This window comes from Curtobacterium pusillum (assembly GCF_013359865.1).
GTDB lineage: Bacteria > Actinomycetota > Actinomycetes > Actinomycetales > Microbacteriaceae > Curtobacterium > Curtobacterium pusillum.
Genome location: NZ_JABMCE010000073.1, coordinates 22,525 through 48,159, shown reverse-complemented (window position 1 = coordinate 48,159; position 25,635 = coordinate 22,525). Strand labels below are relative to the sequence as shown.

At 70.6% G+C, this 25,635-nt stretch carries 20 protein-coding genes; 5 read left to right on the top strand and 15 right to left on the bottom strand.

The window, feature by feature from the left end; all coding sequences use genetic code 11:
* Window positions 1–39: 39 nt before the first annotated feature.
* The 4 genes from ftsL to HP507_RS08330 form a co-directional block, all read right to left on the bottom strand.
* Window positions 40–714, bottom strand: coding sequence for a cell division protein FtsL (gene ftsL, locus HP507_RS08345; RefSeq protein ID WP_175351323.1), 675 nt, complete (start codon window positions 712–714; stop codon window positions 40–42).
* 1 nt (window position 715) lies between these two features.
* Window positions 716–1,675, bottom strand: a complete 960-nt coding sequence (rsmH, locus tag HP507_RS08340; protein WP_175351322.1) for a 16S rRNA (cytosine(1402)-N(4))-methyltransferase RsmH — start codon at window positions 1,673–1,675, stop codon at window positions 716–718.
* A 105-nt stretch (window positions 1,676–1,780) separates the two neighbouring features.
* Window positions 1,781–2,212: a division/cell wall cluster transcriptional repressor MraZ gene (gene mraZ, locus HP507_RS08335; RefSeq protein ID WP_022906684.1), complete on the bottom strand. Its 432-nt coding sequence runs from the start codon at window positions 2,210–2,212 to the stop codon at window positions 1,781–1,783.
* A gap of 395 nt (window positions 2,213–2,607) precedes the next feature.
* Window positions 2,608–2,997 carry a DUF3040 domain-containing protein gene (locus tag HP507_RS08330; RefSeq protein WP_175351321.1) on the bottom strand — a complete coding sequence of 130 codons (390 nt, stop codon included), beginning with the start codon at window positions 2,995–2,997 and terminating at the stop codon, window positions 2,608–2,610.
* An 83-nt stretch (window positions 2,998–3,080) separates the two neighbouring features.
* Here HP507_RS08330 and HP507_RS08325 point away from each other — a divergent pair, with 83 nt between their 5' ends.
* Window positions 3,081–4,199, top strand: coding sequence for a polyprenyl synthetase family protein (locus tag HP507_RS08325; RefSeq protein ID WP_175351320.1), 1,119 nt, complete (start codon window positions 3,081–3,083; stop codon window positions 4,197–4,199).
* A 132-nt stretch (window positions 4,200–4,331) separates the two neighbouring features.
* Here the strand turns inward: HP507_RS08325 and HP507_RS08320 are convergent, their stop codons facing one another.
* Window positions 4,332–4,697, bottom strand: a complete 366-nt coding sequence (locus HP507_RS08320; protein WP_175351319.1) for an Rv2175c family DNA-binding protein — start codon at window positions 4,695–4,697, stop codon at window positions 4,332–4,334.
* Window positions 4,698–4,917: 220 nt separating this feature from the next.
* Here HP507_RS08320 and HP507_RS08315 point away from each other — a divergent pair, with 220 nt between their 5' ends.
* Both HP507_RS08315 and pknB read left to right on the top strand, forming a co-directional pair.
* On the top strand, window positions 4,918–6,093 hold the full coding sequence (locus HP507_RS08315; RefSeq protein WP_175351318.1) for a LysM peptidoglycan-binding domain-containing protein: 1,176 nt from the start codon (window positions 4,918–4,920) through the stop codon (window positions 6,091–6,093).
* Between the two features lie 103 nt (window positions 6,094–6,196).
* Complete coding sequence (gene pknB / locus HP507_RS08310; protein WP_217508615.1) at window positions 6,197–8,224, top strand: Stk1 family PASTA domain-containing Ser/Thr kinase; 2,028 nt, start codon at window positions 6,197–6,199, stop codon at window positions 8,222–8,224.
* A gap of 328 nt (window positions 8,225–8,552) precedes the next feature.
* Here pknB and HP507_RS08305 read toward each other — a convergent pair whose 3' ends face one another.
* The 3 genes from HP507_RS08305 to HP507_RS08295 form a co-directional block, all read right to left on the bottom strand.
* Window positions 8,553–9,896, bottom strand: coding sequence for a class II 3-deoxy-7-phosphoheptulonate synthase (locus HP507_RS08305; protein ID WP_175351355.1), 1,344 nt, complete (start codon window positions 9,894–9,896; stop codon window positions 8,553–8,555).
* Window positions 9,897–9,994: 98 nt separating this feature from the next.
* A complete protein-coding gene (locus HP507_RS08300) occupies window positions 9,995–10,735 on the bottom strand; it encodes a lysophospholipid acyltransferase family protein (RefSeq protein ID WP_175351317.1) in 741 nt (246 codons plus the stop codon).
* A gap of 30 nt (window positions 10,736–10,765) precedes the next feature.
* Window positions 10,766–11,719: an ROK family glucokinase gene (locus tag HP507_RS08295; RefSeq protein WP_175351316.1), complete on the bottom strand. Its 954-nt coding sequence runs from the start codon at window positions 11,717–11,719 to the stop codon at window positions 10,766–10,768.
* A gap of 147 nt (window positions 11,720–11,866) precedes the next feature.
* Between HP507_RS08295 and HP507_RS08290 the strand changes: the two genes are divergently transcribed.
* Window positions 11,867–13,921: an AMP-dependent synthetase/ligase gene (locus HP507_RS08290; RefSeq protein ID WP_175351315.1), complete on the top strand. Its 2,055-nt coding sequence runs from the start codon at window positions 11,867–11,869 to the stop codon at window positions 13,919–13,921.
* A 125-nt stretch (window positions 13,922–14,046) separates the two neighbouring features.
* Here HP507_RS08290 and HP507_RS08285 read toward each other — a convergent pair whose 3' ends face one another.
* Window positions 14,047–14,550 carry a peptide deformylase gene (locus HP507_RS08285; protein ID WP_175351314.1) on the bottom strand — a complete coding sequence of 168 codons (504 nt, stop codon included), beginning with the start codon at window positions 14,548–14,550 and terminating at the stop codon, window positions 14,047–14,049.
* A gap of 1 nt (window position 14,551) precedes the next feature.
* The gene (locus HP507_RS08280; RefSeq protein WP_175351313.1) at window positions 14,552–17,962 is read right to left on the bottom strand and encodes a pyruvate carboxylase; all 3,411 of its coding nucleotides are present in this window, start codon (window positions 17,960–17,962) and stop codon (window positions 14,552–14,554) included.
* 60 nt (window positions 17,963–18,022) lie between these two features.
* On the opposite strand from HP507_RS08280, the gene HP507_RS08275 reads away from it, so the two are divergent.
* Window positions 18,023–18,835, top strand: a complete 813-nt coding sequence (locus HP507_RS08275) for a ParA family protein (RefSeq protein WP_031262009.1) — start codon at window positions 18,023–18,025, stop codon at window positions 18,833–18,835.
* A 416-nt stretch (window positions 18,836–19,251) separates the two neighbouring features.
* On the opposite strand, the gene HP507_RS08270 is transcribed toward HP507_RS08275, so the two are convergent.
* From HP507_RS08270 to HP507_RS08250, 5 genes are all read right to left on the bottom strand, one after another.
* Complete coding sequence (locus HP507_RS08270) at window positions 19,252–19,812, bottom strand: MerR family transcriptional regulator (protein WP_175351311.1); 561 nt, start codon at window positions 19,810–19,812, stop codon at window positions 19,252–19,254.
* Between the two features lie 193 nt (window positions 19,813–20,005).
* On the bottom strand, window positions 20,006–20,710 hold the full coding sequence (ftsR, locus tag HP507_RS08265; protein WP_175351310.1) for a transcriptional regulator FtsR: 705 nt from the start codon (window positions 20,708–20,710) through the stop codon (window positions 20,006–20,008).
* Window positions 20,710–21,189, bottom strand: a complete 480-nt coding sequence (locus HP507_RS08260) for an FHA domain-containing protein (RefSeq protein ID WP_175351309.1) — start codon at window positions 21,187–21,189, stop codon at window positions 20,710–20,712. Before HP507_RS08260 ends, ftsR begins: the two co-directional genes overlap by 1 nt.
* A gap of 181 nt (window positions 21,190–21,370) precedes the next feature.
* Window positions 21,371–22,963, bottom strand: a complete 1,593-nt coding sequence (locus tag HP507_RS08255; RefSeq protein WP_175351308.1) for a chitinase — start codon at window positions 22,961–22,963, stop codon at window positions 21,371–21,373.
* Complete coding sequence (locus tag HP507_RS08250) at window positions 22,963–25,404, bottom strand: glycosyltransferase family 2 protein (protein ID WP_175351307.1); 2,442 nt, start codon at window positions 25,402–25,404, stop codon at window positions 22,963–22,965. The genes HP507_RS08255 and HP507_RS08250 overlap by 1 nt, the downstream gene beginning before the upstream one ends.
* Window positions 25,405–25,635 lie beyond the last annotated feature (231 nt).

Here is a 25,635-nt window from a genome sequence, read left to right as displayed (position 1 = left end):
CTTCCCGGGTGGTGCGTCAGGGGTGTCCCGACCCGCAGGTCACCGGGTGGAGGGGGCCTGGAGCTGGTTCGGGTCGGACTCTACGTCGGCCTTCGAGGAAGCCCCGTCCGACGCGCTGGCGCCTGTGGTCTTCCCAGCGTCGGTCTTCGCGTCGGTCTTCGCGTCGGTCTTCGCGTCGCTTCCCGTCGTCGACCCGCTCTCCTTGCTGGTCGAGGTGTCCCCCTGCTTCGCGGCGAGCGGCACGTCGTCCAGCAGCGAGTTCGGCACCTGGTTCTCGGTGCTCGCGGTGGCCTGGTCAGCCACCGCCGGGGTCGGCGTGCCGTACACGCGACCGGTCTTCGGGTCGAGGTACACCGGCGTGGAGTTCGCGATCATCCCGAGCGCCTGGGCGTTGCGCGCCAGGTTCTGCGGCGAGTCGAGCACCCGGAGGTCCTCGGACAGCGACTGCTGGGTCCGGGCAAGGTTCGTCTGCTCCGCGCTCAGCGAGTTCAGCGTGTAGGCCCCCTGGCTCAGCACCATGCTGATGCCGAGCTGCGCGAGGAGCAGGATGCCGAGCGCCGCCACCGCGACCACCGCGTAGGCGATGCGGGGGCGTGCACGGCGCTGCGCCCTGGACGGCGTGACCTCGACGAGTTCCGGTCGGTCGCGCCGGGCCGGGCGCGGAGCACGGGACGGGACGACGGCAGGGTCGACGAGTGCGAGGTTCGTGCTCATGTCACTTCCGGATCCGCTCGGCCGCGCGCAGGCGCACGGGGGTTGCTCGTGGGTTGGCGGCGCGTTCGGCCTCGTCGGCCAGTTCCGCGCCCTTGACGATCAGGGAGAAGGTGGGGGCGTGCTCCGGCAGCTCCACCGGGAGGCCGGCGGGGGCGCTCGACTTCGTCCGCGCGGTCAGCGCCCGCTTGACGATGCGGTCCTCGAGCGACTGGTACGACTCGACGACGATCCGGCCGCCGACCGCGATCGCGTCGAGTGCCGCCGGGATCGCCCGTTCCAGGACGCTCAGCTCGGCGTTCACCTCGATGCGGAGCGCCTGGAACACCCGCTTGGCGGGGTGTCCCTGCCGCTGGATCGCGACCGGGGTGGCGTCGTGCAGCACCTGGACGAGGTCGCCGGACATCTCGAACGGGGCCGTGGCGCGGCGCTCGACGATCGCTCGGGCGTAGCGGCCCGCGAGCCGCTCCTCGCCGTAGCGCTGGAAGATGCGGCGCAGTTCGCCCTCGTCGTACGTGGCGAGGACGTCGGCGGCGGTCTGTCCCTCGGTCCGGTCCATGCGCATGTCGAGCGGGGCGTCCTGGCTGTACGCGAAGCCGCGCTCGGCGCGGTCGAGCTGCAGCGAGCTCACACCGAGGTCGAACAGCACGCCGTCGACGGTCTCGAAGCCCTCGCCCTCGATCGCCTCGGCGATGCCGTCGTACACGGTGTGGACGAGTCGGACGCGGTCGCCGAAGCGTGCCAGCCGCTCCCCCGCGATGCCGAGCGCGTCGGTGTCGCGGTCGAGGCCGATGAGGGTCAGCTCCGGGAATCGCTCGAGCAGGCCCTCGGAGTGGCCGCCCATGCCGAGCGTCGCGTCGACGACGACCTTGCCGGGGCCCTCGAGCGTCGGCGTGAAGAGGTCGACGATGCGCTCGAGCATCACCGGTGTGTGCGGGAACTTCGGAGTCTCGTCCTCGGCCATGTGCAGCCCCTCGTCTCCTGGGCCGCGGGTCCGGATCCCCATCCATGCGACCTGACACCGGGGAAGGTGTGTCAGGGCGGACGGCTGGGAGTCCCGATCCACGGATCAGAAGATCCCCGGGATCACCTCCTCGTCGTTGTCGGCGAAGCCCTCTTCGACCTCGGCGTAGTAGGCCTCCCACGCGGGGGTCGACCAGATCTCGGCACGGTCACCGCTGCCGATGACCGTCAGGTCCCGCTCGAGCCCCGCGTACTCGCGGAGGTTCTGCGGGATCGTGACGCGGTTCTGCTTGTCGGGCTGCTCCGCGCTCGCTCCGGAGAGGAACAGGCGCATGTAGTCACGGGTGCGCTTCGAGGTCATCGGAGCGGTGCGGATGCGCTCGTGCAACTGCTCGAACGTGTCCGCGCTGAAGACGACCACGCAGCGCTCCTGGCCGCGGGTCATCACGAGTCCCCCGGACAGTTCGTCCCGGAACTTGGCGGGGAGGATCACGCGACCCTTCTCGTCGAGCTTCGGGGCATGGGTACCGAGCAGCACGTCGGGCCTCCCCTCCGCTCCACCGGACCGTTGTGTGCACCACTTTACTCCACTCCCCTCCCCCCGCCCAGGAAATCGCTCCCCGAATCACCCTCGTGACCCGTTTTGGGGCCGAGGTGTACTCAAGAACGCCCGTTGAACGCCCGCAGATCCGCGCAACGACGGGCCCGTGGAGGGAAATGGAGAACGTGGAGGAAAGTGGAGGACTTCCACAGCCCCGCGCCGCCCGTGGTGCGCCGAGTGGGCGGAATCTGTCGCCCGGCGGCGCCGAACGGGACAGTTCGTGGCCACTCGCCGATCAGCTCGCGGCGTGTTGCACCCACTCGGGGCCGCGGGCGCACGAAAACGGGGCCGGTCCCGAAGGACCGACCCCGTGGAGGAGTGTGGAGAGCCGCTTAGCTCTGGTCGTTCCGCTTGTCCCAGCGGTCGTTCATGCGGTCCATGAAGGACCCGCCGCCCGTGCTGGGCCGTGCCGCTCCGCCGGTCGACGACTTACCGGCCCGAGGCGCCTTCGCCCTGGGCGCTCGCATGCCGGGACGCAGCGCGAAGAGGACCCCACCGAGCATCACGACGAAACCGAGGATCCCGATCACGGGCGCCTTGAACACCAACCCGAGGATCACGACAGCGACGCCGACGAGGGCGATGAGCACCCCGAGCGTGATCGCCGTGTACGTCGGACGGCCCTGGCGGCGTGTGACGCGCGCCACGAAGTCGGAGTCGTTCTGGTAGAGGCTCCGCTCCATCTCTTCGAGGAGGCGCTGCTCTTGCTCCGAGAGTGGCATCTTTGTTCCCTCTGTTCCTGGGATCGACGCGTGGTTGAGGTGCACCGAGTCTACGACTCGACGGCTCCACTAGGGTAGGGAGTGTGGCTGAGAGTACGCGATTAGTGGACCTCGTGTCCGCGCGCATCGATCGAGCGCTGGACGACCAACGTGAACGGCTCGCCGCGATCAGTGCCGACCTGGCTCCCTTCGACGCGTACGCCCGCGACCTGCTGTCCGGCGGGAAGCGCTTCCGGGCGCTGTTCTGCTACTGGGGATGGCAGTCCGTGGCGGGTCGCTCGGGCTCGTTCGACCCGCTGGCCGAAGGGTCCCGGCAGACCACTGCGGAAGCCGTCGTCACGGTCGCTGCGGCACTCGAGATCTTCCACGCCGCGGCCCTCGTGCACGACGACATCATGGACCGCTCCGACACCCGTCGCGGGCGTCCGGCAGCGCACCGCCGCTTCGAGTCACTCCACGAGCAGTCCGGGTGGGTCGGCGACCGTGCGCTCTACGGCACGAACTCCGCGCTGCTGCTCGGCGACCTCCTGCTCTCCCTGAGCGACGCCGTGTTCGACGAGGGCCTCGCGCTCCTCGACCCCGCCCGCGGCCGGGTCGTCCGTCAGGAGTTCCACACCATGCGCCTCGACGTCACGGCGGGGCAGTACCTCGACGTGCACGAGGAGACCGCCTGGCCGTCGATCGACGAGGCCGAGCACCTCGTCCGCGCCCAGCGCGTCATCGTCTTCAAGTCGGCGAAGTACTCGATCGAGGCCCCCCTCGTCATCGGGGCCCTCGTGGCGGGCGCCTCGGACGCTCAGCTTGAGGGGCTCCGTTCGTTCGGGCTCCCCCTCGGCGTGGCGTACCAGCTCCGCGACGACCTGCTCGGCGTGTTCGGCGACCCCGAGGTCACCGGCAAGCCCGCGGGCGACGACCTCCGCGAGGGCAAGCGCACCGTCCTCATCGCCTCGGCGCGCAAGGCACTCCCGAGCGGCCCCCGGCAGCTCCTCGACGAGCTCCTCGGCGACCCGGACCTCGACGAGGCGCAGGTGCAGATGCTCCGCGCCACCCTCACCGAGTCCGGGGCGGTCGCCGCGGTGGAGCGGTCGATCGACCGGCACGTGCAGCGCGCGAAGGCGGCGCTCGAGGCGGCGCCGCTGACGCCGTCGGCGCGCGAGCAGCTCGTGTCGCTGGCCGACACGGTCAGCCGTCGCGTCGCGTAGACGCGACCCCCTGACGGACTGGGCCCACGCCGCCGGTTCCGGACCGACGCGCCAGCGGCGGGCCGGCCGTGCCGGTGGGGAGAGGCGCGGTGCCGGCTGGCACCGCGCCTCCAGTCCGTCAGGCGGGGGCGTCTAGAGCAGCGATTGGGCGATGCGACGCACCTCGGCCTTGCGGCCGGCGCGCAGCGCGGCGATCGGCGTCGTGCCGATGGCGTCGTCGACGGAGAGCATCCAGCGCACTGCCTCGTCGTCGGAGAAGCCGTTGTCGGAGAGGACGATGAGGGTCCCGCGCAGCTCCGGCAGCGGCTCGGTGCCGTCGAGGAACTCGCTCGGCACACGGAGGACACCGCCGACGCGTGCGGGAAGCAGCGTCTTCTGCTCGAACAGGCGGTGGATGCGGCCAGGGGTCACCCCGAACAGGTCCACGAGGTCGGGGACGGTCAGCCATCGCTCGGAAAGGGTCGTGTCGTCGATGGGTGCAGCACTCACAGGCCCCATGTTGCCAGAGTGACGGACGGCCTCACACCGACTCGTTCGTCACATCGGTCACACACGCAACATCTGACTCTCTGGTTGACTTGGGAATCGCGCCATGCCAGCGTGGACGCACCTGTGAGTGCGCACGCACGCGCACGGCTCACCGCAAGGACAGGAGAAACCCGTGGACAACGCTGCAGACGAAGTCGCCCGGCGCGCACGATCCGCCAGGTTCGCCACCATGCCCATCGTCCTCGCGGGGACGATCGCGGTGACCGCCGGACTCACCGGACCGGTCGCCCACGCCGAACCGCGCCACGAGGACGACAACGCGAACAAGCGGCACGTCGACCAGGACCGCAACGTCGGGGACCGCCCGGTCTTCGGCACCGCGGTCGCCCGTCCGTCGCAGACCACCGTCACCACGGTCGCCGCCACCACGACGGCCCCCACCACCTACACCGTGCGCCAGGGCGACACCGTGTCGGGCATCGCCGCCCGCTACGGCCTCTCCGCGCAGGAGGTCCTCGTCCGCAACGGCCTCGGCTGGAACACGATCATCCACCCCGGGCAGACCCTGCACCTCGCGTCCACGCCGGCCGTCACCGCCGCGTCGATCACCTCCACCGGGTCGTCGAGCACGGGCAGCTACCACGTGAAGCAGGGCGACACCGTCTCGGGCATCGCGTCCCGCGTGGGCGTGTCGACCACGGCACTCCTCAGCGCCAACAAGCTGTCCCAGCGCTCCGTGATCTACCCCGGGCAGACGCTGCGCGTGCCGTCGGCGGGGTCCACCGCGGCGCCGGTCGCCGTCGTCTCGTCGGGCGCCTCGGCGTCGTCTTCCGGCGCGTCGTCCGGTTCCTCCGCGCGCGCCGGCAGCGTGAAGATCGGGACGGGCGACACCATCGCCTCCATCGCCGCCGCCCACGGGGTGTCGGTGTCCGCGCTCCTGTCGGCGAACGGGCTCACCTACACGAGCACGATCTACGCGGGCAAGACGCTCGTCCTGCCCGCCTCCGGGCCGTCGCTCTCCGCGGAACAGCGTGGCAACGCCGCGACGATCGTGGCCGTCGGTCGCTCCCTCGGGGTGTCCGACCACGGCATCGTCATCGCCCTCGCCGCGGCCATGCAGGAGTCCAGCCTGCGCAACCTGTCGCACGGCGACCGCGACTCCGTCGGGCTGTTCCAGCAGCGGCCGAGCCAGGGCTGGGGTTCCCCGGCAGCGCTGCAGGACCCGGCGACGGCAGCGAAGCTGTTCTTCACGGGCAACCCCGGACACACGCGGGGGCTGCTGGACATCCCCGGCTGGTCGTCCATGAACGTCACCACAGCGGCGCAGGCGGTGCAGGTGTCGGCGTACCCGAAGGCGTACGCGCAGTGGGAGAAGACCGCACAGAGCCTGCTGGCGTCGCTCTGAACCTGGCCGCTCGGCGGAACCGAGTCATCCGCAAGATCGAGATTCGGTCACGACCGGTGCGTCAGTGCGGGTCCGTGCAGTCCCGATTCGTAGAATGCCGCCGATGACCACGAACGCCGCCACGGACCCGATGATCGGTCGCATGATCGATCACCGGTACCGCGTACGCTCGCGCATCGCGCGCGGGGGCATGGCGACCGTGTACCTCGCGACCGACGTGCGTCTCGAGCGACGCGTCGCGATCAAGATCATGCACGGACACCTGGCCGACGACCAGGCGTTCCGGGAGCGCTTCATCCAAGAGGCCCGTTCCGCCGCCCGGCTCTCCCACCCGAACCTCGTCGGCGTCTACGACCAGGGTGCCGAGGACGACACCGCGTACATCGTCATGGAGTACATCCCGGGCATCACCCTCCGGGACCTCCTGCAGGAGCACCACGCGCTGACGGCGGAACAGGCGACGGACATCCTCCGCGCCGTGCTCGCCGGCCTCGCCTCGGCCCACCGCGCCGGCATCGTGCACCGCGACCTCAAGCCCGAGAACGTCCTGCTCGCGGACGACGGTCGCATCAAGCTCGGCGACTTCGGCCTGGCACGAGCGACGACGGCGAACACCGCCACCGGGGCGGCACTGCTCGGTACCATCGCGTACCTCTCCCCCGAGCTCGTCACCCGCGGTGCCGCCGACTCCCGCAGTGACATCTACGCGCTCGGCATCATGCTCTACGAGATGCTCACCGGCGAGCAGCCCTACAAGGGCGAGCAGCCGATGCAGATCGCCTACCAGCACGCGAACGACACCGTGCCCGCGCCGAGCGCCGCGGTGGCCGGGGTCCCGCCGGAACTCGACGACCTCGTCGCCTGGGCCACCGCACGCAACCCGGACGACCGTCCGCGCGATGCCCGCGAGATGCTCGACCACATGGCGGGCAACCAGCAGCGTGCCACCGGCCAGTACCGCACGGCCGTGTTGCGACCCGAGAACGCGACCGCGATCCTCCCGGCCGGCGGGACCTCGCCGACCTCCGCGGACTCCGGTGACGCCACCACCATCCTCGAACCCGCCGGACAGCAGTCGTCCCGGCAGCAGCCCGCCGGCCGCGGGAGCCGGAACGCCCCGGGGCCACGACGGACGGGCGCGCAGCCCGGAGCGCTCTCCCCCGCCGGACAACGCCTGGCGGACAAGTCGGCGAAGCGCCGGAAGCGCGGGTGGATCGTCCTCGTCGTCGTCCTCGTCCTGATGGCCATCGGTGGGAGCATCGGCTGGGCGCTCGGGCCCGGGCCATGGGGCAACGTCCGCATCCCCGAGGTCGCCGGCAAGTCCGTCTCGCAGGCGCGTCAGCTGATCGAGGCCCAGGGGCTCCACACGGCCTCGTCGACCGCGAGCCGCTTCGACGCCGTCATCGCGAAGGGTCAGGTCTCCGCCACGAAGCCCGCCGCGAAGCACGAGGTCCGCAAGGGCACCTCGGTGCAGATCGTCGTGTCGAACGGTCCGAAGATGATCGCCCTGCCCGCCATCGTCGGCCAGCCGATCTCCACCGTGACCGCCGCACTCGACGACGACTTCGAGCTGCAGGACGACCAGTACCAGTTCTCCGCCGACGCCGCGAAGGACACCGTCATCGCCGCCACGGGCCTCGGCACCGACGGCAAGTCCGTCGACCTCACCACCGTGAAGACCTACGGCGAACGCGGCCCGGTGACCCTCACGGTGTCGCTCGGCCCGGTGCCCGACGTCGTCGGCAAGACCGTGGACGAGGCGAAGGCGACCTACGACGGTGTCGGTCTGACGATCGGCGCGCAGGACGGGCAGTTCAGCGACGACGTCCCCGAGGGGCAGATCATCTCCGCCGATCCGCAGGACGACCCCGTGGTCAAGGGCACCGCGATCGACCTCGTGGTGTCGAAGGGCCCGGCGCCGATCACGCTGCCGGACGTCCACGGCAAGACGATCAACGAGGCGACCTCGACCCTCGAGGCACTCGGGCTCAAGGTCTCCGTCCCGGACTGCACGAACATCCTGTGCGGCTTCTACGACTGGAAGTCCTCGCTCCCCGTGTCCGCGACGGACCCGGCGGCGGGCAGCACGGTGCACCGCGGCGACACCGTGACGCTGGCCTACAAGCAGTAGGGCGCCTGCGGCGGCGCACGGCCGCGGGTGCCGACCCGTGCGCGAAAGCGACAGTCACCTGCCACCCGCGCGGGTCCCTCCCGCGAGAGCGACACTCTGACGCTGGTATGCGGCGGCAGACTGTCGCTTTCGCGAGTGGGCGGGGGCGACGCGCGCCACGGCGGACGGGAGGCGCGGGACGGCGGTGATGCGCGCCTCCAGGCCGGCGCTGGGTCGCGTCCGGTGCGCCGAAGCGACAGATCTCCGGCGCTCGGCGCCGTCCCTCCCGCGAAAGCGACAGAATCCCGCGGGACATCCGCGGGATTCTGTCGCTTTGGCGAAGGGGGCGCTACGCGCGCACGTGCGGGTGCGCGCTCAGCTCCTCGGCGACCAGGAACGCCAGTTCGAGCGACTGCATGTGGTTCAGCCGCGGGTCGCACAGGGACTCGTAGCGGGTCGCGAGGGTCGCCTCGTCGATCTGCTCCGAACCGCCCAGGCACTCCGTGACGTCATCGCCGGTGAGCTCGACGTGCATGCCGCCCGGGTAGGTCCCGACCTCACGGTGGGCCTCGAAGAAGCCGAGGACCTCGTCCACGACGTCGTCGAACCGGCGCGTCTTGTAGCCGGTCGGGGTGGTCAGGCCGTTGCCGTGCATGGGGTCGGTCACCCACAGCGGGTTGGCGTCCATGCCCTTGATCGCCTCGAGCAGCTTGGGGAGCTCGTCGCGGATCTTGCCGGCGCCCATGCGGGTGATGAACGTCAGGCGGCCGGGCTCGCGGTCCGGGTCGAGCTTGTCGACCAGGGCCTTCATGTCGTCGACCGAGGTCGTCGGGCCGAGCTTGACGCCGATCGGGTTGCGGACGCGGGACAGGAAGTCGACGTGGGCGCCGTCGATGTCACGGGTGCGCTCACCGATCCAGATGAAGTGCCCGGAGGTGTCGTACGCCAGTCCGGAGCGCGAGTCGATGCGGGTCATCGGGCGCTCGTAGTCCATCAGCAGGCCCTCGTGCGAGGCGTAGAACTCGACGTGCTTCAGCTCGTCGAAGTCCGCTCCGCAGGCGTCCATGAACCGGATGGCGCGGTCGATCTCCTTCGCGAGGTGCTCGTACCGGGCGTTCGCCGGGTTCGACGCGAAGCCCTTGTTCCACGAGTGCACCTGACGCAGGTCGGCGAAGCCACCCTGCGTGAAGGCGCGGACGAGGTTCAGGGTCGAAGCAGCGGTGTGGTACCCCTGCACCAGGCGACGAGGGTCGGCCTGGCGGCTCTCCGGCGTGAAGTCGTAGCCGTTCACGATGTCGCCGCGGTAGGCCGGCAGCGTGACGTCGCCGCGGGTCTCGAAGTCGCTCGAGCGCGGCTTGGCGAACTGCCCCGCCATCCGACCCATCTTGATGACGGGCATCGACGCGCCGTAGGTCAGGACGACGGCCATCTGCAGGATGGTCTTCACGCGGTCGCGGATCGAGTCCGCGGTGGCACCGGCGAAGGTCTCGGCGCAGTCGCCGCCCTGGAGCAGGAACGCCTTGCCCTGGGCCGCGCTCGCGAGTCGTTCGCGCAGCTTGTCGACCTCGCCCGCGAAGACGAGCGGCGGCAGCGTGGCGATCTCGGCTGAGGCCGACTCGGCCGCGGCGGCGTCCGGCCACGTGGGCTGCTGCTTGATCGGGAGCGTCCGCCAATAGTCGAGCCCCTCGATCACGTCCGGATCCTGCAGGGCGACGAAGTCGGTCGACTCGAACAAGGTTGGTACCTCTCGAAGGGGTGGCCGTCCCGGGCGGTTGCCCGAACCATCGAATCCTAACGTGCCGAGGTGCCCCGCCCGTTCCGCGTGACCTTGCCGCGGAGGACCTGCTCGCGCGCCGTCGTCGCACGCTCCTTGACACTCGTCGCGTACACGTCGACGTACTCCTGGCGGCTCAGCCCGGCGAGCTCGTGCATGACCTCGTCGGTCACGCTGCGCAGGATGAAGCGGTCGGTCTCGAAGCCCTCGAAGCGCGAGAAGTCGAGCGGCTTGCCGAAGACGACCCCGACGCGCTTGAACTTCGGGATGCGCTGCCCGATCTGCTGCACCTCGCGCGTGCCGACCATCGCCACGGGGACGACGGTGACGCGGCCCTCGAGGATCATCCGGGCGATGCCGGTGCGACCGCGGTAGAGCTTGCCGTCCGGGCTGCGCGTGCCCTCGGGGTAGATGCCGAGCTGCTCGCCGCGCGCCAGCACCTGCAGGCCGGCACGGAGCGACGCCTCGGACGCCTTGCCGCCGGAGCGGTCGATCGGCAACTGGCCGATGGCGTTGAAGAACGTCTTCGTCGCCCAGCCCTTGAGACCGCGGCCGGTGAAGTAGTCGCTCTTCGCCAGGAACGACACCCGGCGGTCGAGCACCGCCGGCAGGATCACGGAGTCGATGAACGAGATGTGGTTCGACGCGAAGATCACCGGCCCCTTGGCGGGCACGTGCTCGCGCCCGACCACCCACGGCCGGAAGAGCGTGAGGATGAGCGGGCCGAGCAGGAAGTTCTTCAGCAGCCAGTAGGTCATCGACGACTCCGAGACGGTGGGTGCCCGACCCTACGCCGTGCGGGCGTGGATCCGAGCCAGGTCGGCAGCGCCGACGACGCCGGCGTCGTTGACGAGTTCGGCGATCACGAAGTCGGGCTCCGGGTGGTACCCGCGGGCCGGCAGGTTGTTGAGATACGCCTGCTTGATCGGGTCGAGCAACCGGTCCCCCGCACTCGCCACGCCGCCACCGAAGACGAACAGCTGCGGGTCGAGCACGGCCGACAGGGAGGCGCACGCCTCACCGAGGTGCCGCCCGAGCCGCCGCAGGGCCGCGAGCGCGCCCGGGTCGTCGGCGAGGATGAGGTCGCCGACGATGTGGCCGTCCAGCTCGCCGCCGTTCGCCTCACGCGCGTCCGCGAGGGCCTGGCCGATGCCGCCGGCGTCCGCGACGTCGTTCGCCATGCGCTGCAGGGCACGGCCGGATCCGTACTGCTCGATGCAGCCACGGGCGCCGCACCCGCAGGGCAGGCCGTTCGGGACGATGCGGAGGTGGCCGATCTCGCCGCCGGTGCCGAAGCCCCCGCGGAAGAGGCGGTCCTCGGTGACGATCGCGCCGCCGACACCGGTGCCGATCGTGAGCATGGTCATGTCGGACACGAGCCGGCCGGCGCCGAAGCGGAACTCCGCCCAGCCCGCCGCGTTGGCGTCGTTGTCGACCGTGATGTGCAGGTCGCCGATGCGCTGCTGCAGCTTCTGGCGCAGCGGCTCGTTCCGCCAGCGGATGTTCGGCGTGTAGTAGACGATCGACTGCGAGGCGTCGATGAAGCCGGGCGCGGCCACCCCGACGGCGCTGACCTCGTTCGAGGCGCGCAGTCGCGCGACCATCGCGACGACGTCGTCGAGCATGGCGTCCGGGTCCGCAGCGTTGGTGGCCACCCGGTCCTCGGCGACGATCTCGCCCAGTTCCGTGACGACCGCACCCGCGATCTTGGTGCCCCCGATGTCGATTCCGATGGCGTGCACGAGGAACGAGCCTACCGGCTCGACGCGTCACCACGGAACGCGGACGCGCTCCGGCTCGACGCGTGACCACGGAACGCGGACGCGCTCCGGCTCGGATCTCACGGAACGCTCGGCGATCCGTCCTATGCTGACGGTGCCGCCTCGACGATGAGGCGCACTCGAATCGAACCGGCCGACAAGGGAGTCACCGTGAACGATCAGCGGCACCCAACCCCGATCACCGCACCCGACCACGGCTCAGCCGCGCGCCTGCTCTCCGAGCGGGCCCGGAAGACGCCCGACCGCCCGATCCTGGCCGAGCGCCACGGCGACACCTGGACGCCGATCACCGCCTCCGAGACGCTGGCCCGGGTCCGCGGCATCGCGAAGGGCTTCGTCGCCGCCGGCCTCGCACCCGGGGCGCACGTGGCGATCCTGTCCCGCACCCGCCTCGAGTGGACGCTCGTGGACTTCGCGGTGTGGACCGCCGGGCTCGTGTCGATCCCCGTCTACGAGACGAGCTCGCCCGACCAGGTGCGCTGGATCCTGTCGGACTCCGAGGCGGTCGCGATCGTGGTCGAGCAGGAGGAGCACGCGCGGCGCGTCGCCTCCATCGCGCCGGACCTGCCGCACCTCGGCCAGCACTGGACCATCGACGGCGGCGGGCTCGACGACCTCACCCGGCTCGGCGAGGACGTCACCGACGCCGAGCTCGACGCGCGCACCGCCGACGTGCACGGACACGACGACGCGACGATCATCTACACCTCGGGCACCACCGGTCGGCCGAAGGGCTGCGTGCTCCGGCACGACAACTTCACCGCCACGGTCGAGGGCGCCTCCGAGGCCATGCCCGAGGTCGTGGCCGACGACGCCTCCACGCTGCTGTTCATCCCGCTGGCCCACGTGTTCGCCCGCTTCATCGCCGCGATGAGCATCTCCGCCGGTGTCCTCGTCGGCCACGAGCCGGACACGAAGGACCTCATGCACGCGGTGTCGACGTTCAAGCCGTCGTTCCTGCTCGCGGTCCCCCGGGTGTTCGAGAAGATCTACAACTCGGCCGAGCAGAAGGCGGAGCTCGGCGGCCGCGGGAAGGTCTTCCGCGCGGCCGCCCGCACCGCCGTCGCCCACTCCGAGGCGCTCGCGGCGGGCAAGGTCCCGCTCGGGCTCGCGCTGCGCTTCAAGCTCTTCGACCGGCTCGTCTACGCCAAGCTCCGCGACGCCATGGGCGGGCGCGTCCGCTACGCCGTCAGCGGCTCCGCGCCGCTGTCACCGCGCCTGTCGCACTTCTTCCGGTCCGTCGGGGTGCTCATCCTCGAGGGCTACGGCCTCACCGAGACCACCGCGCCGGCGACGGTGAACCGCGCCGCGGAGCTCCGCATCGGCAGCGTCGGCCGGGCGCTCCCCGGCGTGGAGATCCGCATCGCGGACGACGACGAGATCCTCATCCGCGGAGTCGACGTCTTCGACCGCTACTGGCGGAACGACGAGGCGACCGCCGCGGCGAAGCCCGACGGCTGGTTCCACACCGGCGACCTCGGACGGCTCGACCCCGACGGCATCCTCACCGTGACCGGTCGCGCGAAGGAGCTGATCGTCACCGCGAGCGGCAAGAACGTCGCGCCGGCACCGCTCGAGGACGGCATCCGCGAGCACCCGCTCGTCGGGCAGGTCGTCGTCGTGGGCGAGGGCAAGCCGTTCGTCGCCGCCCTCGTCACACTCGACCGCGAGATGCTCGGCGGCTGGTGCGAGACCCGCGGGATCACGCCGGCGCTGTCCGCGCACGAGGCGGCCTACGACGAGCGCGTCCACCAGGCGGTCCAGGAGGCCATCGACGCCGCCAACCAGCGCGTCTCCCGCGCGGAGTCGGTGCGGTCGTTCACGATCCTCGACACCGAGCTCACGGAGGCGTCGGGACACCTCACGCCGAAGCTGACGATCAAGCGGCCGGTGATCCTCAAGGACTTCGCCGCCGACGTGGAGCACATCTACTCCGGGTCGAAGGTGCAGACGACCGCGACGCCGGTCGTCGAGCCGGAGCGACGGAAGAACCGCGCCTCCAGTCGGTTGCGGCTGCGCGCGGGGCGCGACCCGCTGTCGGGTCAGTCCTCCTGCGTCTGCTGCGCGTCCGACGCGTCGAGGACAGCGGTCGAAGCGGTCGTGGCGGGGACGTCGGGACGGAAGTTGGTGCGGGTGCGGTGCGAGCTGAGCTCGTCGTTCTGAGGGGTCATGCTGGGTGTCCTGGGAGTGTGGGAAACGGTGCCGGTTGGGTGACCGACGCCGATACGGTACCTCTTCGTCAGGACAAAGCGACAATCCCGCGTTGGGGTGTCATCCGAACCGGGCCCTCAGTGGAACCAGTCCTGCGAGCGGATGTCCCGGAGCGCCTGTCGCCGGACCTCCGGGTCGAGCGTCATGACGTACACGGTGCCGCCGAGGTGGTCCACCTCGTGCTGCAGCGCCTCGGCCATGAGCCCGGTGCCCTCGAGGACGACCTCGGCGCCGTCGACGTCGACGCCGCGGACCTTCGCGTACGGGTACCGCCTGGTCGGGTACGAGAGCCCCGGGACCGAGAGGCAGCCCTCGTCCATGAGCTCCGGCTCCCCCGAGACCTCGACGATCTCGGGGTTGAGGACGTACCCGACCTCACCGTCGACGTTGTACGAGAAGGCGCGCAGCCCGACGCCGATCTGCGGCGCGGCCACACCGGCACGGCCCGGCTCCTTCACGGTGTCGACGAGGTCCTGCACGAGGTCGCGGATGCCGGGGCTCCCGAGCGCATCGGGACGGACGGGATCGGCCGGCGAACGGAGCACGGGGTCGCCGAACAGGCGGATGGGACGGACGGTCACGTTACTGCAGCACCACCAGGAGGTCGCCGGCGTCCACCTGCTGGGTCGCCGGGATCGCGAGACGGCCGACGGTGCCCGCGACGGGCGCCGTGATGGCCGCTTCCATCTTCATCGCCTCGATGCTCGCCACGGCCTGCCCGGCCTCGACGACGTCACCGACGGCGACCTTGAGCGTCACGACGCCGGAGAACGGCGCCGCGACGTGCTTCGGGTCGGACTTGTCCGCCTTCTCGGCGGCCTTCGTCTCCACCTCGATCGAGCGGTCGCGGACGTAGACCGGGCGGAGCTGCCCGTTCATCGTCGCCATGACCGTGCGGATGCCGCGCTCGTCGGCCTCGCCGATCGCCTCGAGCCCGACGAACAGGTTGACGCCCTTCCCGAGCGGCACGATGTGCTCCTGCCCGGGGCGCAGGCCGTAGAGGTAGTCGACGGTCGGCACGACGGACAGGTCGCCGTACTGCTCGCGGACGCTCTCGAACTGTCGCGTCGGCTGCGCGAACAGCAGCCGGTTCAGCGCGTTCCGCCGCTCGGGACCGTTCTTGGTCAGGTGCTCGCGCTCGGCTTCGGGCACGGGCGTGATCGTCGGCGTGACGTCACGGCCCGCGAGCACCTTCGACCGGAAGGGTTCCGGCCAGCCGCCGGGCAGGTCGCCGAGCTCGCCCGCCATGAAGCCGACGACGGAGTCCGGGATGTCGTACTTCTGCGGGTTCTGCTCGAAGTCGACGGGGTCGGCGTCGACCGCTGCGAGCTGCAGGGCGAGGTCGCCGACGACCTTCGAGGACGGCGTGACCTTCGTCGGGCGGCCGAGGATCCGGTTCGCCTCGGCGTACCAGTCCTCCACCTGCTCGAACCGGTCGCCGAGGCCGAGCGCGATGGCCTGCTGGCGGAGGTTCGACAGCTGCCCGCCCGGGATCTCGTGCTTGTACACGCGACCTGTCGGCCCCGGCAGCCCGGACTCGAACGGCGCGTACGCACGTCGGACGGCCTCCCAGTAGGGCTCGAGGTCGCCGACGGCGCTCAGCGAGAGGCCGGTGTCGCGCTCGGTGTGCGCCAGGGCGGCGACGAGCGCGGACATGCTCGGCTGGCTCGTCGTGCCGGCCATCGGTGCCGCCGCGACGTCGACCGCGTCCGCGCCGGCCCGGGCCGCCGCGAGGAGCGTCGCGAGCTGACCGCCGGCGGTGTCGTGGGTGTGCACGTGCACGGGCTGGTCGAAGCGCTCCCGCAGCGCGGTCACGAGCTTCTCGGCCGCTCCGGCGCGGAGGAGCCCGGCCATGTCCTTGATGCCGATGACGTGCGCGCCGGCCTCGACCATCTGCTCCGCGAGGCGGAGGTAGTAGTCCAGCGTGTAGAGGTCCTCCGACGGATCGAGGAGGTCGGCCGTGTAGCAGAGCGCCGCCTCGGCGACGGCCGTGTCGGTCGCGAGCACCGCCTCCAGGGCCGGACGCAGCTGGCTGACGTCGTTGAGCGCGTCGAACACGCGGAAGACGTCGACGCCCGTGGCGGCGGCCTCGGCGACGAACGCGTCCGTCACCTCGGTCGGGTACGGCGTGTAGCCGACCGTGTTGCGGCCGCGCAGCAGCATCTGGATCGGGATGTTCGGCATCGCCTCGCGCAGCGACGCCAGGCGCTCCCACGGGTCCTCGCCGAGGAACCGGAGCGCGACGTCGTACGTGGCACCGCCCCAGGCCTCCATGCTGAGCAGCTGCGGGGTGAGCCGGGCGACGTGCGGAGCGACGGCGACGAGGTCCTTCGTGCGGACGCGGGTGGCGAGCAGCGACTGGTGGGCGTCGCGCATCGTCGTCTCGGTGACGGCGAGCTCGGTCTGCTCACGGAGGGCCTTCGCCCACTCGGCCGGACCGATCTCGCGCAGCCGGTCGCGCTGACCGAACGGCAGCGGGCCGCTGAGGTCGACCGCCGGGAGCTTGTCGCTCGGCTCGACCGTCTGCGGCCGCCGCTCGCCGTTCGGCTTGTTCACCGTGACGTCGGCGAGCCAGTTGAGCACCTTCGTGCCGCGGTCCTTCGAGACGTGGCCGCCGAACAGCTGCGGACGCTCCTCGATGAACTTCGTCGAGATGTCGCCGCGGTCGAAGTCCGGGTCCTCGAGCACCGCCTGCAGGAACGGGATGTTCGTGCTCACACCGCGGATGCGGAACTCCGCGAGAGCGCGCTTGGCACGGGCGACCGCTGCCGGGAAGTCCCGCCCGCGGCAGGTCATCTTCGCGAGCATCGAGTCGAAGTGCGGGCTGATCTGCGCGCCCGTGGCCACGGTGCCGCCGTCGAGGCGCACGCCCGCGCCACCGGGGCTGCGGTAGGTCGTGATGCGGCCGGTGTCCGGACGGAAGCCCTGCGTCGGGTCCTCGGTCGTGATGCGGGTCTGCAGTGCGGCGCCGTGGACGCTCACGGTGTCCTGCGTCAGCCCGAGGTCGCCGAGGGTCTGCCCGGCGGCGATGCGCATCTGCGACTGGACGAGGTCGACGTCCGTGACCTCTTCGGTGACCGTGTGCTCGACCTGGATGCGCGGGTTCATCTCGATGAAGACGTGCTGGCCCTTGCGCTCCCCCTCGGTGTCGAGCAGGAACTCCACCGTGCCGGCGTTCACGTACCCGATCGAACGGGCGAAGGCCACGGCGTCCCGGTGGAGCGCCGCCGCGATGGCCGGGTCGAGGTTCGGCGCCGGGGCGATCTCGACGACCTTCTGGTTCCGTCGCTGCACCGAGCAGTCGCGCTCGAACAGGTGGATCGTTCCCTCATCCGTGCCCGTGGCGTCGGCGAGGATCTGCACCTCGATGTGCCGCGGACGGATGACCGCCTGCTCGAGGAACATCGTCGGGTCCCCGAAGGCGCTGTCGGCCTCACGCATCGCCTCTTCGAGGGCGGCGCGCAGCTCGGGCTTCGTCTCCACCCGGCGCATGCCACGACCGCCACCACCGGCGACGGCCTTCGCGAACACCGGGAAGCCGATCGCGTCGGCGCCGGCGAGGAGTTCCTCGATGTCCCGGCTCGCCGGGGTGCTCGCGAGGACCGGGACACCGGCCGCGATCGCGTGCTCCTTCGCGGTGACCTTGTTGCCCGCCATCTCCAGCACGTGCTCGCCGGGGCCGATGAAGGTGATCCCGGCAGCGGCGGCAGCGGCGGCCAGCTCCGGGTTCTCGGACAGGAAGCCGTACCCCGGGTAGATCGCGTCCGCGCCGGACTCCTGCGCCACGCGGACGATCTCCGACACGTCGAGGTACGCGCGGACCGGGTGCCCGCGTTCCCCGATCAGGTAGGCCTCGTCCGCTTTCAGACGGTGCAGGGAGTTGCGGTCCTCGTACGGGTAGACGGCGACGGTCTTCGCCCCCAGCTCGTACGCAGCACGGAATGCACGGATGGCGATCTCGCCACGATTGGCGACCAGGATCTTGCTGAACACGAGGTCCCTTTCAGCCCGGGTTGAGGTGAGACAACCCTACTGGCGGTAACGTTGCTCACCGTGCATGTACTCAGCGTGAGCTCCCTCAAGGGTGGTGTCGGCAAGACGACGGTGACGCTCGGCCTGACTTCGGCCGCGTTCGCCAAGGGACTGCGCACGCTGGTGGTGGATCTCGACCCGCAGTCCGACGTGTCGACCGGGCTCGACATCAACATCTCCGGACACCTCAACGTCGCCGACGTGCTCGAGAACCCGAAGGAGAAGATCGTCCGCCAGGCGATCGCCCCGTCCGGCTGGACGAAGGGCTCGCAGGGCAAGATCGACGTCATGGTCGGCTCGCCCTCGGCCATCAACTTCGACGGGCCGCACCCGTCCATCCGCGACATCTGGAAGCTCGAAGAGGCCCTGGCCAACGTCGAGCAGGACTACGAGCTCGTCCTGATCGACTGCGCTCCGTCGCTCAACGCCCTCACCCGCACCGCCTGGGCCGCGTCCGACCGGGTGACCGTCGTCACCGAGCCGGGGCTGTTCTCCGTGGCCGCCGCCGACCGTGCCCTCCGTGCGATCGAGGAGATCCGCCGAGGCCTCTCCCCCCGTCTGCAGCCGCTCGGCATCATCGTGAACCGGGCTCGCGTGCAGTCGCTGGAGCACCAGTTCCGCATCAAGGAGCTCCGGGACATGTTCGGCCCGCTCGTGCTGTCCCCGCAGCTGCCCGAGCGCACGTCGCTGCAGCAGGCGCAGGGTGCCGCGAAGCCCCTGCACGTGTGGCCCGGGGAGTCGGCGCAGGAGATGGCGCGGAACTTCGACCAGCTGCTCGAGCGGATCATGCGCACGGGCAAGATCGGCCCGTACGCCGAGGGCGGCGCCGCGTAGCGCACCGGCTGGTCACGACACCCCGCTCAGGTTCGCCGAGCGGTCACGTTCGGTCGGGTCGCGGCGCTCGGGCCGACAGTTCGTGACCGCGCGGCGGCCCGCCTGCGGCATGTCCTGACCGCTCGTGAGTGGACCCACACCGGGCGCAGGTGAGCTTGACGCACCCCGGCGTGTGGCACGCCCGCCGGACGCTCGCGCCTCACGCGGACGGGAGGCGCGGCTCGACACCGCCCCGCCGGTGACCCCCGCGCCACTGGTCACGACACCCCGCTCAGGTTCGCCGGGCGGTCACGTTCGGTCGGCTCCCGGCGCTCGGGCCGACAGTTCGTGACCGGTCCGCGGCCCGCCTGCGGCATGTCGTGACCGCTCGAGGGAGCGCAGGACGCGCCGGCGACTGAGCGTGGGACGCGCCGGCGTCAGGACGCGCGGGAAGCGCGGCGCGCGGCGAGCTCGTCGGAAGGGTCGGCCGCCGGCGTCGCGTCGAGTTCGACCAGGGAGCTCTCGACCTCGCGCAGGACCTTGCCCACGGCGATGCCGAACACACCCTGCCCGCGGGAGACCAGGTCGATGACCTCGTCGTCGGAGGTGCACAGGTACACCGAGGCGCCGTCCGACATCAGCGTCGTCTGCGCCAGGTCCGACACGCCCGACTCGCGGAGCTGGTTCACGGCCGTGCGGATCTGCTGCAGGGAGATGCCCGTGTCGAGCAGTCGCTTCACGAGCTTGAGCACGAGGATGTCGCGGAACCCGTACAGCCGCTGCGACCCGGAGCCCGCGGCCCCGCGGATCGTCGGCTCGACGAGTTCGGTACGGGCCCAGTAGTCGAGCTGCCGGTAGGAGATGCCGGCCGCACGAGCGGCGACGGTGCCGCGGTACCCGTTCTGCTCGTCGTGCTCGGGCAGGCCGTCGGTGAAGAGCAACCCGAGGTCGTACCGGGTCATCTCCGACTCGGTGCCGGGGGTGTCGTTCCCACTCATCAGGCTGCCTTCCACGACGATCGAGCTCTCATCCGAACATTCAACAATGGGTTGAGAGTTGTTCCGAGGTCCACGGTAGCGACTCGAACCGCTCCGGCGCGGGACATCCGACTCGGCGCGTCCGGCGTGTCGAGGATACGCCCCACCGACCGACACGCACCAGCACTGGAGGCCGGATGAGCCAGGACGCGCGTCATGCGTCGAGACGCCCGATCGCCGTGCGGATGAGGTTCGACCGGATCACCTCGAGGTGGCCGGCGATCTCCCGCGCGAGCTCGGTCGCCTTCGCCCGGGACGTGGCGTCACCGCGCCGTGAGACCGGCATGAGCGCCGACTCGATGAGCCCGACCTCTCGCTCGGCGACGCTGCGCATGGTGCGGAGGTGCCGTGGCTCGATGCCGGTGCGCTGCAGTTCGACGAGCGCCCTGAGCACCACCACGGCGTCCTCGCCGTAGGTGTCGGCGGCCGGCAGCAACGATGCGGAGACGGCGTCGGCGAGGAGCATCGGCGTCGCTCCGGCGGCACGCACGGTCTCGTCGCGGGTGTAGCGGCGCTCGCGCCCGAGGATCGAGGGCTTCGGCGCGTCCCCACCACCGGGGAGCACCGGGTCGCGCCCGGCGTCGAGGTCGGCCAGGTAGTCCTTGATGACCTTGAGCGGCAGGTAGTGGTCGCGCTGCAGCCCGAGGATCACGCGGAGCCGCTCGACGTCCGCCGCCGAGAACTTCCGGTACCCGCTGGCGGTGCGGATCGGGGTCACGAGCTCGCGTTCCTCGAGGAAGCGCAGCTTCGAACTCGACAGGTCCGGGAAGTCGGGCTTCAGGCGTGCGAGGACCTGCCCGATCGTGAGCAGGTCCGGTACCGCGGACCCCGCCCGGGCCGCGGCGGACCGTGCGGCCACTACGCGTTCGCCAGGCGCGCCAGGTCGACCCGGGAGGCGTAGAAGGTCAGGCGGAACTTGCCGACCTGCACCTCGGACCCGTCGGTGAGGAGAGCTTCGTCGATGCGGACGCCGTCGAAGTACGTGCCGTTGAGCGACCCGTTGTCCTTCACGCTGAAGCTCGTGCCGTGGCGGAGGAACTCGGCGTGCTTGCGCGACACCGTGACGTCGTCCAGGAAGATGTCCGCGTCGGGGTGACGCCCCGCCGTGGTGACGTCGGAGTCGAGCAGGAACCGAGCACCGACGTTCGGACCGCGACGGACCACGAGCAGCGCGGAACCGGAGGGCAGGGCGTTGATCGCCTCGCGCTCTTCGGCGGACACACCGGACTCGGCCGTCAGCGCCGCACCCATGTCCATGCTGAAGGTCAGCGTGGTGTCGACCAGCCGCTGCTCAGGGGTCTTCTGACCGTCCGGCTGCGGGACCACTGGTTCTGGCATCGTGGACCTCCTCCTCTTGGCGCACCAGCGTATCGGAAACGAGTGACTCCGCGGGAGCCCCGAACGGGGCTGTGGAGAACTTGTCGGAACGCGCACAGCGAACGTACCCAAAACGCGGGGGAAACGGACCGGAGGCGCAGTGCCAGCTGGCACCGCGCCTCCAGGCAGGAACGATCGCGACTCAGGACGACGGGGTCGCGTCAGCCGTCGGCGCGTCCTTGCCGGACTCGACGTCCTCGAGGATCTGCTTGATCTCGGAGTCCTTGAGCTTCACCCAGGGCGAGCCATCCGGATCGCTGGTGGAGGCCTCCGGGCTCTCGCCGGTGTTCCACCACTTCGACTGGTACGGGATCCCGTCGAACAGGACGCGCGCGCCCGTGTCGTACTGCTTCGTGCCGGACCAGGCGTCGTAGGTCCCGGCCGGGAGCGTGACCTGCTTCACCGGCTTCTCGCCCTTCAGCACCGGTCCGACGAGCTGCCACGGCGTCTCGTACGCGCTCAGCACCGGGTCGTCGGGCAGGTCACCGGACGTCCACCACTTCGCCTCGTAGACGTTCCGGTGCCAGACGATCTTCGTGCCCTCGAGGTACGAGGCGTCCGAGCTCCACACCGGGTACGGGCTGGTCGAGGGGTCGTCCGTCGGCTGCACGGTGGCGGAGGGCTCCGCCTTCGTGACGTCCGAAGCGGCTGCGACGATCCCGCCGGTGAAGCCCTTGCCGAGCACGTCGGCGTAGAGCACGCCGTCCTGGTCCACGCCGGAGCAGGAGTTCGACACCGTCGAGAGGTTCACGTAGTTCGACCCGCACGTGGTGTCGCGGTTGAGCGACCACATCGACATCCGGCCGAGCCCGCGGTCCCGCGCCCACGCGTTGAGCTTCTTCGCGTCGGCGAGGGTGAAGACCTCGTCCTGGATGTCGTTCTGGCCGATCATCGGCGTCGCGCCGACCTTGTGCCAGAGGGTGCTGTCGCCGAGCGGCGTGCCGGCCCGCTTGTAGAGGACGCCGAGCTGGCGATGGACCTCCTGCAGGGTCTGGACGGAGGCGGAGTACATGCTCTGGCTCGCGCCCTTGCCCTGCCCGTAGTCCATCGTCATGGCGTTCACACCGGCGAGGTCGACCCCGGCCTTGAGGAACTGCGCCACCGCGGTGGTGCCGTCGCTGGTCAGTCCGGACGGGGCGGCCGGCAGCGTCAGCCACACGGCGAGCGGGTGCCCGGCGGCCCGACGCTCCTCCTGCAGCTTCGCGACGGCCTCGGCGCGGCGCTGGCCCGCCTCGTGGTTCGTCAGGTCGTCGCCCTCGACGTCGTAGTCGACCGTGCTGACGTCGTAGCGCTTCACGACCGACTCGTACGCGCTCGCCAGATCCGAGCCGTTCGTGCAGGTCGTGGCGAGCTCGTCGTTCGCGAGCCCGCCGAACGAGACGCCGACCTCGCCCTTCTGCTGCTGCAGGCGGGCGATGCGGCGATCGAGGTCGAGCGTGTCCGACGCACCCTGCAGCGAGTACGCGGAACCCCAGGTCGGGGTGCAGGCGTCGTCGTGGTCGGCGACGACGAAGGACAGCATGACGTCGCGGCCCTTGGCGGACTTCACGTCCTCGAACGCGAACGTCGGGGTGGCGGTCACGTCCGTGTAGGCGGCGAACCAGGACTTCTCGGTCTCGGCGGCCTGGGCGGACTGCCAGCGGTCGAACCCGGCGTACCCGGCGACGGCGACGGCGGCGGTCAGCACGACCGCGAGGGAGACCCGGATCGGGGACAGTCGTCTGGTGGTGGACATCAGGCGGCGCTCCGCTCGTCGGTGGTGTTCGGGTGCTGCTCGGTGTTCGTCGCGTGTTGGGAACCGCGGCCGCCGACGGCCCCGGGCGTGTTCCCGGCTCCGACGACGTCGGCGCCGTGCCGCACCGGCATCGTCTTGCCGCGGTCGCCGAAGTAGAGGACGGCACGCCAGTCCTCGGTGGCCGGCTCCGGCTCGGGCAGGAGTCCGTTGCGGGCGCGCTTGCGATCAGCGCGCGCCTGCGTCCGCGAAGCGTTGCGTGCGCTGCGTGCCGCCGGGTCGTAGTACATCCACTTCGTGGCCCAGAGCCAGACGTCGACCACCGAGTTCCAGATCCCGATGTAGGCGACGATCGCGTACATCGCGAGCAGGGCGTTGAACGCCGCGAACACGGCGTTGCCCCAGTTCTGCGCCCCGAAGTCACGGACGAAGGTGAACACCGAGAAGACGACCATCGCGTACGGCGCGAGGACGTACAGCGCCGGCGAGGCGGTGCGGTCCCGGACCTTCGGCGTGCGGGCGAACGGGATCTTCTTCGCCGTGAGTGCCTGCTGGATGCTCTTCAGCACGCCGGCGACGTTGACGGGCATCAGGATGAGGTTGAACCCGTAGATGCGGAACACGTCGGTGCGCTTGTAGCCGCAGTACTTCAGGTCGCTCGAGAGCAGCCAGAAGTAGGGCAGGGCGGCGAGGAGCACCATCGGGCTGAGGAGCCTGGAGTCGTACGGGTAGGCCAGCAGGAAGATGAGGCCGAACGACGCCCAGGCGATGGACGCCATGTAGTTGACGCGCAGGGACATCTCGACGATGCCGACCCGCTCGCCGCGGGCACGACGCTCGCGGACCTGGCGGATGTACTTCGGCAGGATGAGCAGTCCACCGTTGGCCCAGCGGCGGCGCTGGACGATGAGCGAACCGAAGTCCGGCGGCGTCGCACTGTAGGAGAGGCGCTCCGGGTAGTTCACGAGCGTCCAGCCGTGCATGCCGAGGTCGACGCTCGACTCGGTGTCCTCGATGACCGTGCGGTCCTGCACGTAGCGCTTCACCTCGAAGCCGCCGACGGTCTCGACCTCCTCGATGTCACGGAGCGCCCGGGTGCGGATGACCGCGTTCGCACCGACCCAGAAGGTGGCGTTGTGACGGGACATGCCCTGGTGGAGGATGTGCTGGATGTCGGTGGTGGCACCCGCGAGCCGCTCGATGCGGGTGGCCGCGCCGCGGAACGACGAGTACGGGGTCTGGGTCACGGCGACCCGGGCGTTCTCCGGCTGCTCGAGGAAGTAGACCAGGCGCAGGCAGTAGTCGCGCAGCAGCACCGAGTCGGCGTCGAGCGTCAGGATGTAGTCCGACGCGGAGACGACCAGATCCGCGGTCGACGGGTCGCTGACCGTGCGCAGGATCGTGCCGGACGCGGTCTCCTCGAACGCGTACGAGCCGCCCAGCAGGCCGATGTACGCGTTGAGGTTCATGGCCTTGTTCGCCTCGTCCGACAGGTTCGCGTAGCGCTTCCGCTCGAAGGTCGTGATCTCGGCCGTGAAGGTCCAGGCCAGACGGCGCTGCAGTTCGAGCGCCCGCGCCGACGTGATCTCGCTGAAGGACTCCCCCGCGTCGACGGCGTCCACGATCGCGGCCTCGAGTGCCTCGGAGGTCAGGCGGAACTCGTCCGCGAGGCCGATCAGGACCTGGTCGTGGAAGAAGTGGTCGACGTGGTCGAGGACCTCGTGCTCGCGGGCGTGGCGGCGGAGCCAGGCGTCGGCCCAGCGGTGGTGCTCGACGAGGTTGCGCAGCCCGTCGACGCTCGCGAACGGTGCGGCCTCGGCCTCGACCTCGGCGGAGAGCAGGGCCTCCTGGAACCGCTGCGACGGCGCGGCGAGCTGGTTCTGGATCGTCCTGGCGACCGCGCGGGTCCGCTCGAGCTTCTCGAGGGTCTCCGGGTCGGTCGGGAACGGGTTGTCGTCGATGAGCAGCACGACGCGCAGCGAGGGGTACTCCTGCAGCGCGGCCGACCACAGCGTGGTGGCGACGACGTCGGGCTCCTCGGCGTAGCTCGGCACGAGGACCGTCATCGGCGACTCGTGCCCCTCGGCGAAGTGCCGGTCGAGCTCGGCGCGCGGGACCCGGACGTGCGTCGCGAACCGCTCCATCGCACCCTGACGCGCCACGAGGTGCATGAGCGCGGAGAAGGTGAGGAACGTGACGACCACGAGGTACGAGACGGCCTCGGTGGTGAACCGGAAGCTCTCGGTGCCGTAGTCGAGGAACTGGCGGATCACGGTGTAGACGACGTAGGCCAGCCAGAACGCGATCGTGAGGATGATCGCGATGCGGCCGGAGACGAGCTTCCGCTCGGAGGGGCGTTCGTGCAGGGTGTCGAGCGGGCGGGTACGACGCTCGGAACCCCACTGGCGACGGCGCGCGGGAGCGCCGTCATGCAGATCGGGCATGACAGTCCTTCGTTCCGTACGGACCAGCGCTCCATCGGGTCGGTGCGCGGTTGGGGAGTCCGTGCGGTCGTCCATGACCGTATGGGGACAGAACGAGCGGTGCAGACACCTGGACGGGGGGTTTTGGGCGTGCCGTGCGGAAAACCGCAAGATGTTGCGTGGTGCACCATTGACGCGTGTCGCTGCCGGCCCCGCGGCCCCGGTCGTGCGGGTGGTCCGGGCGTTCTGCCC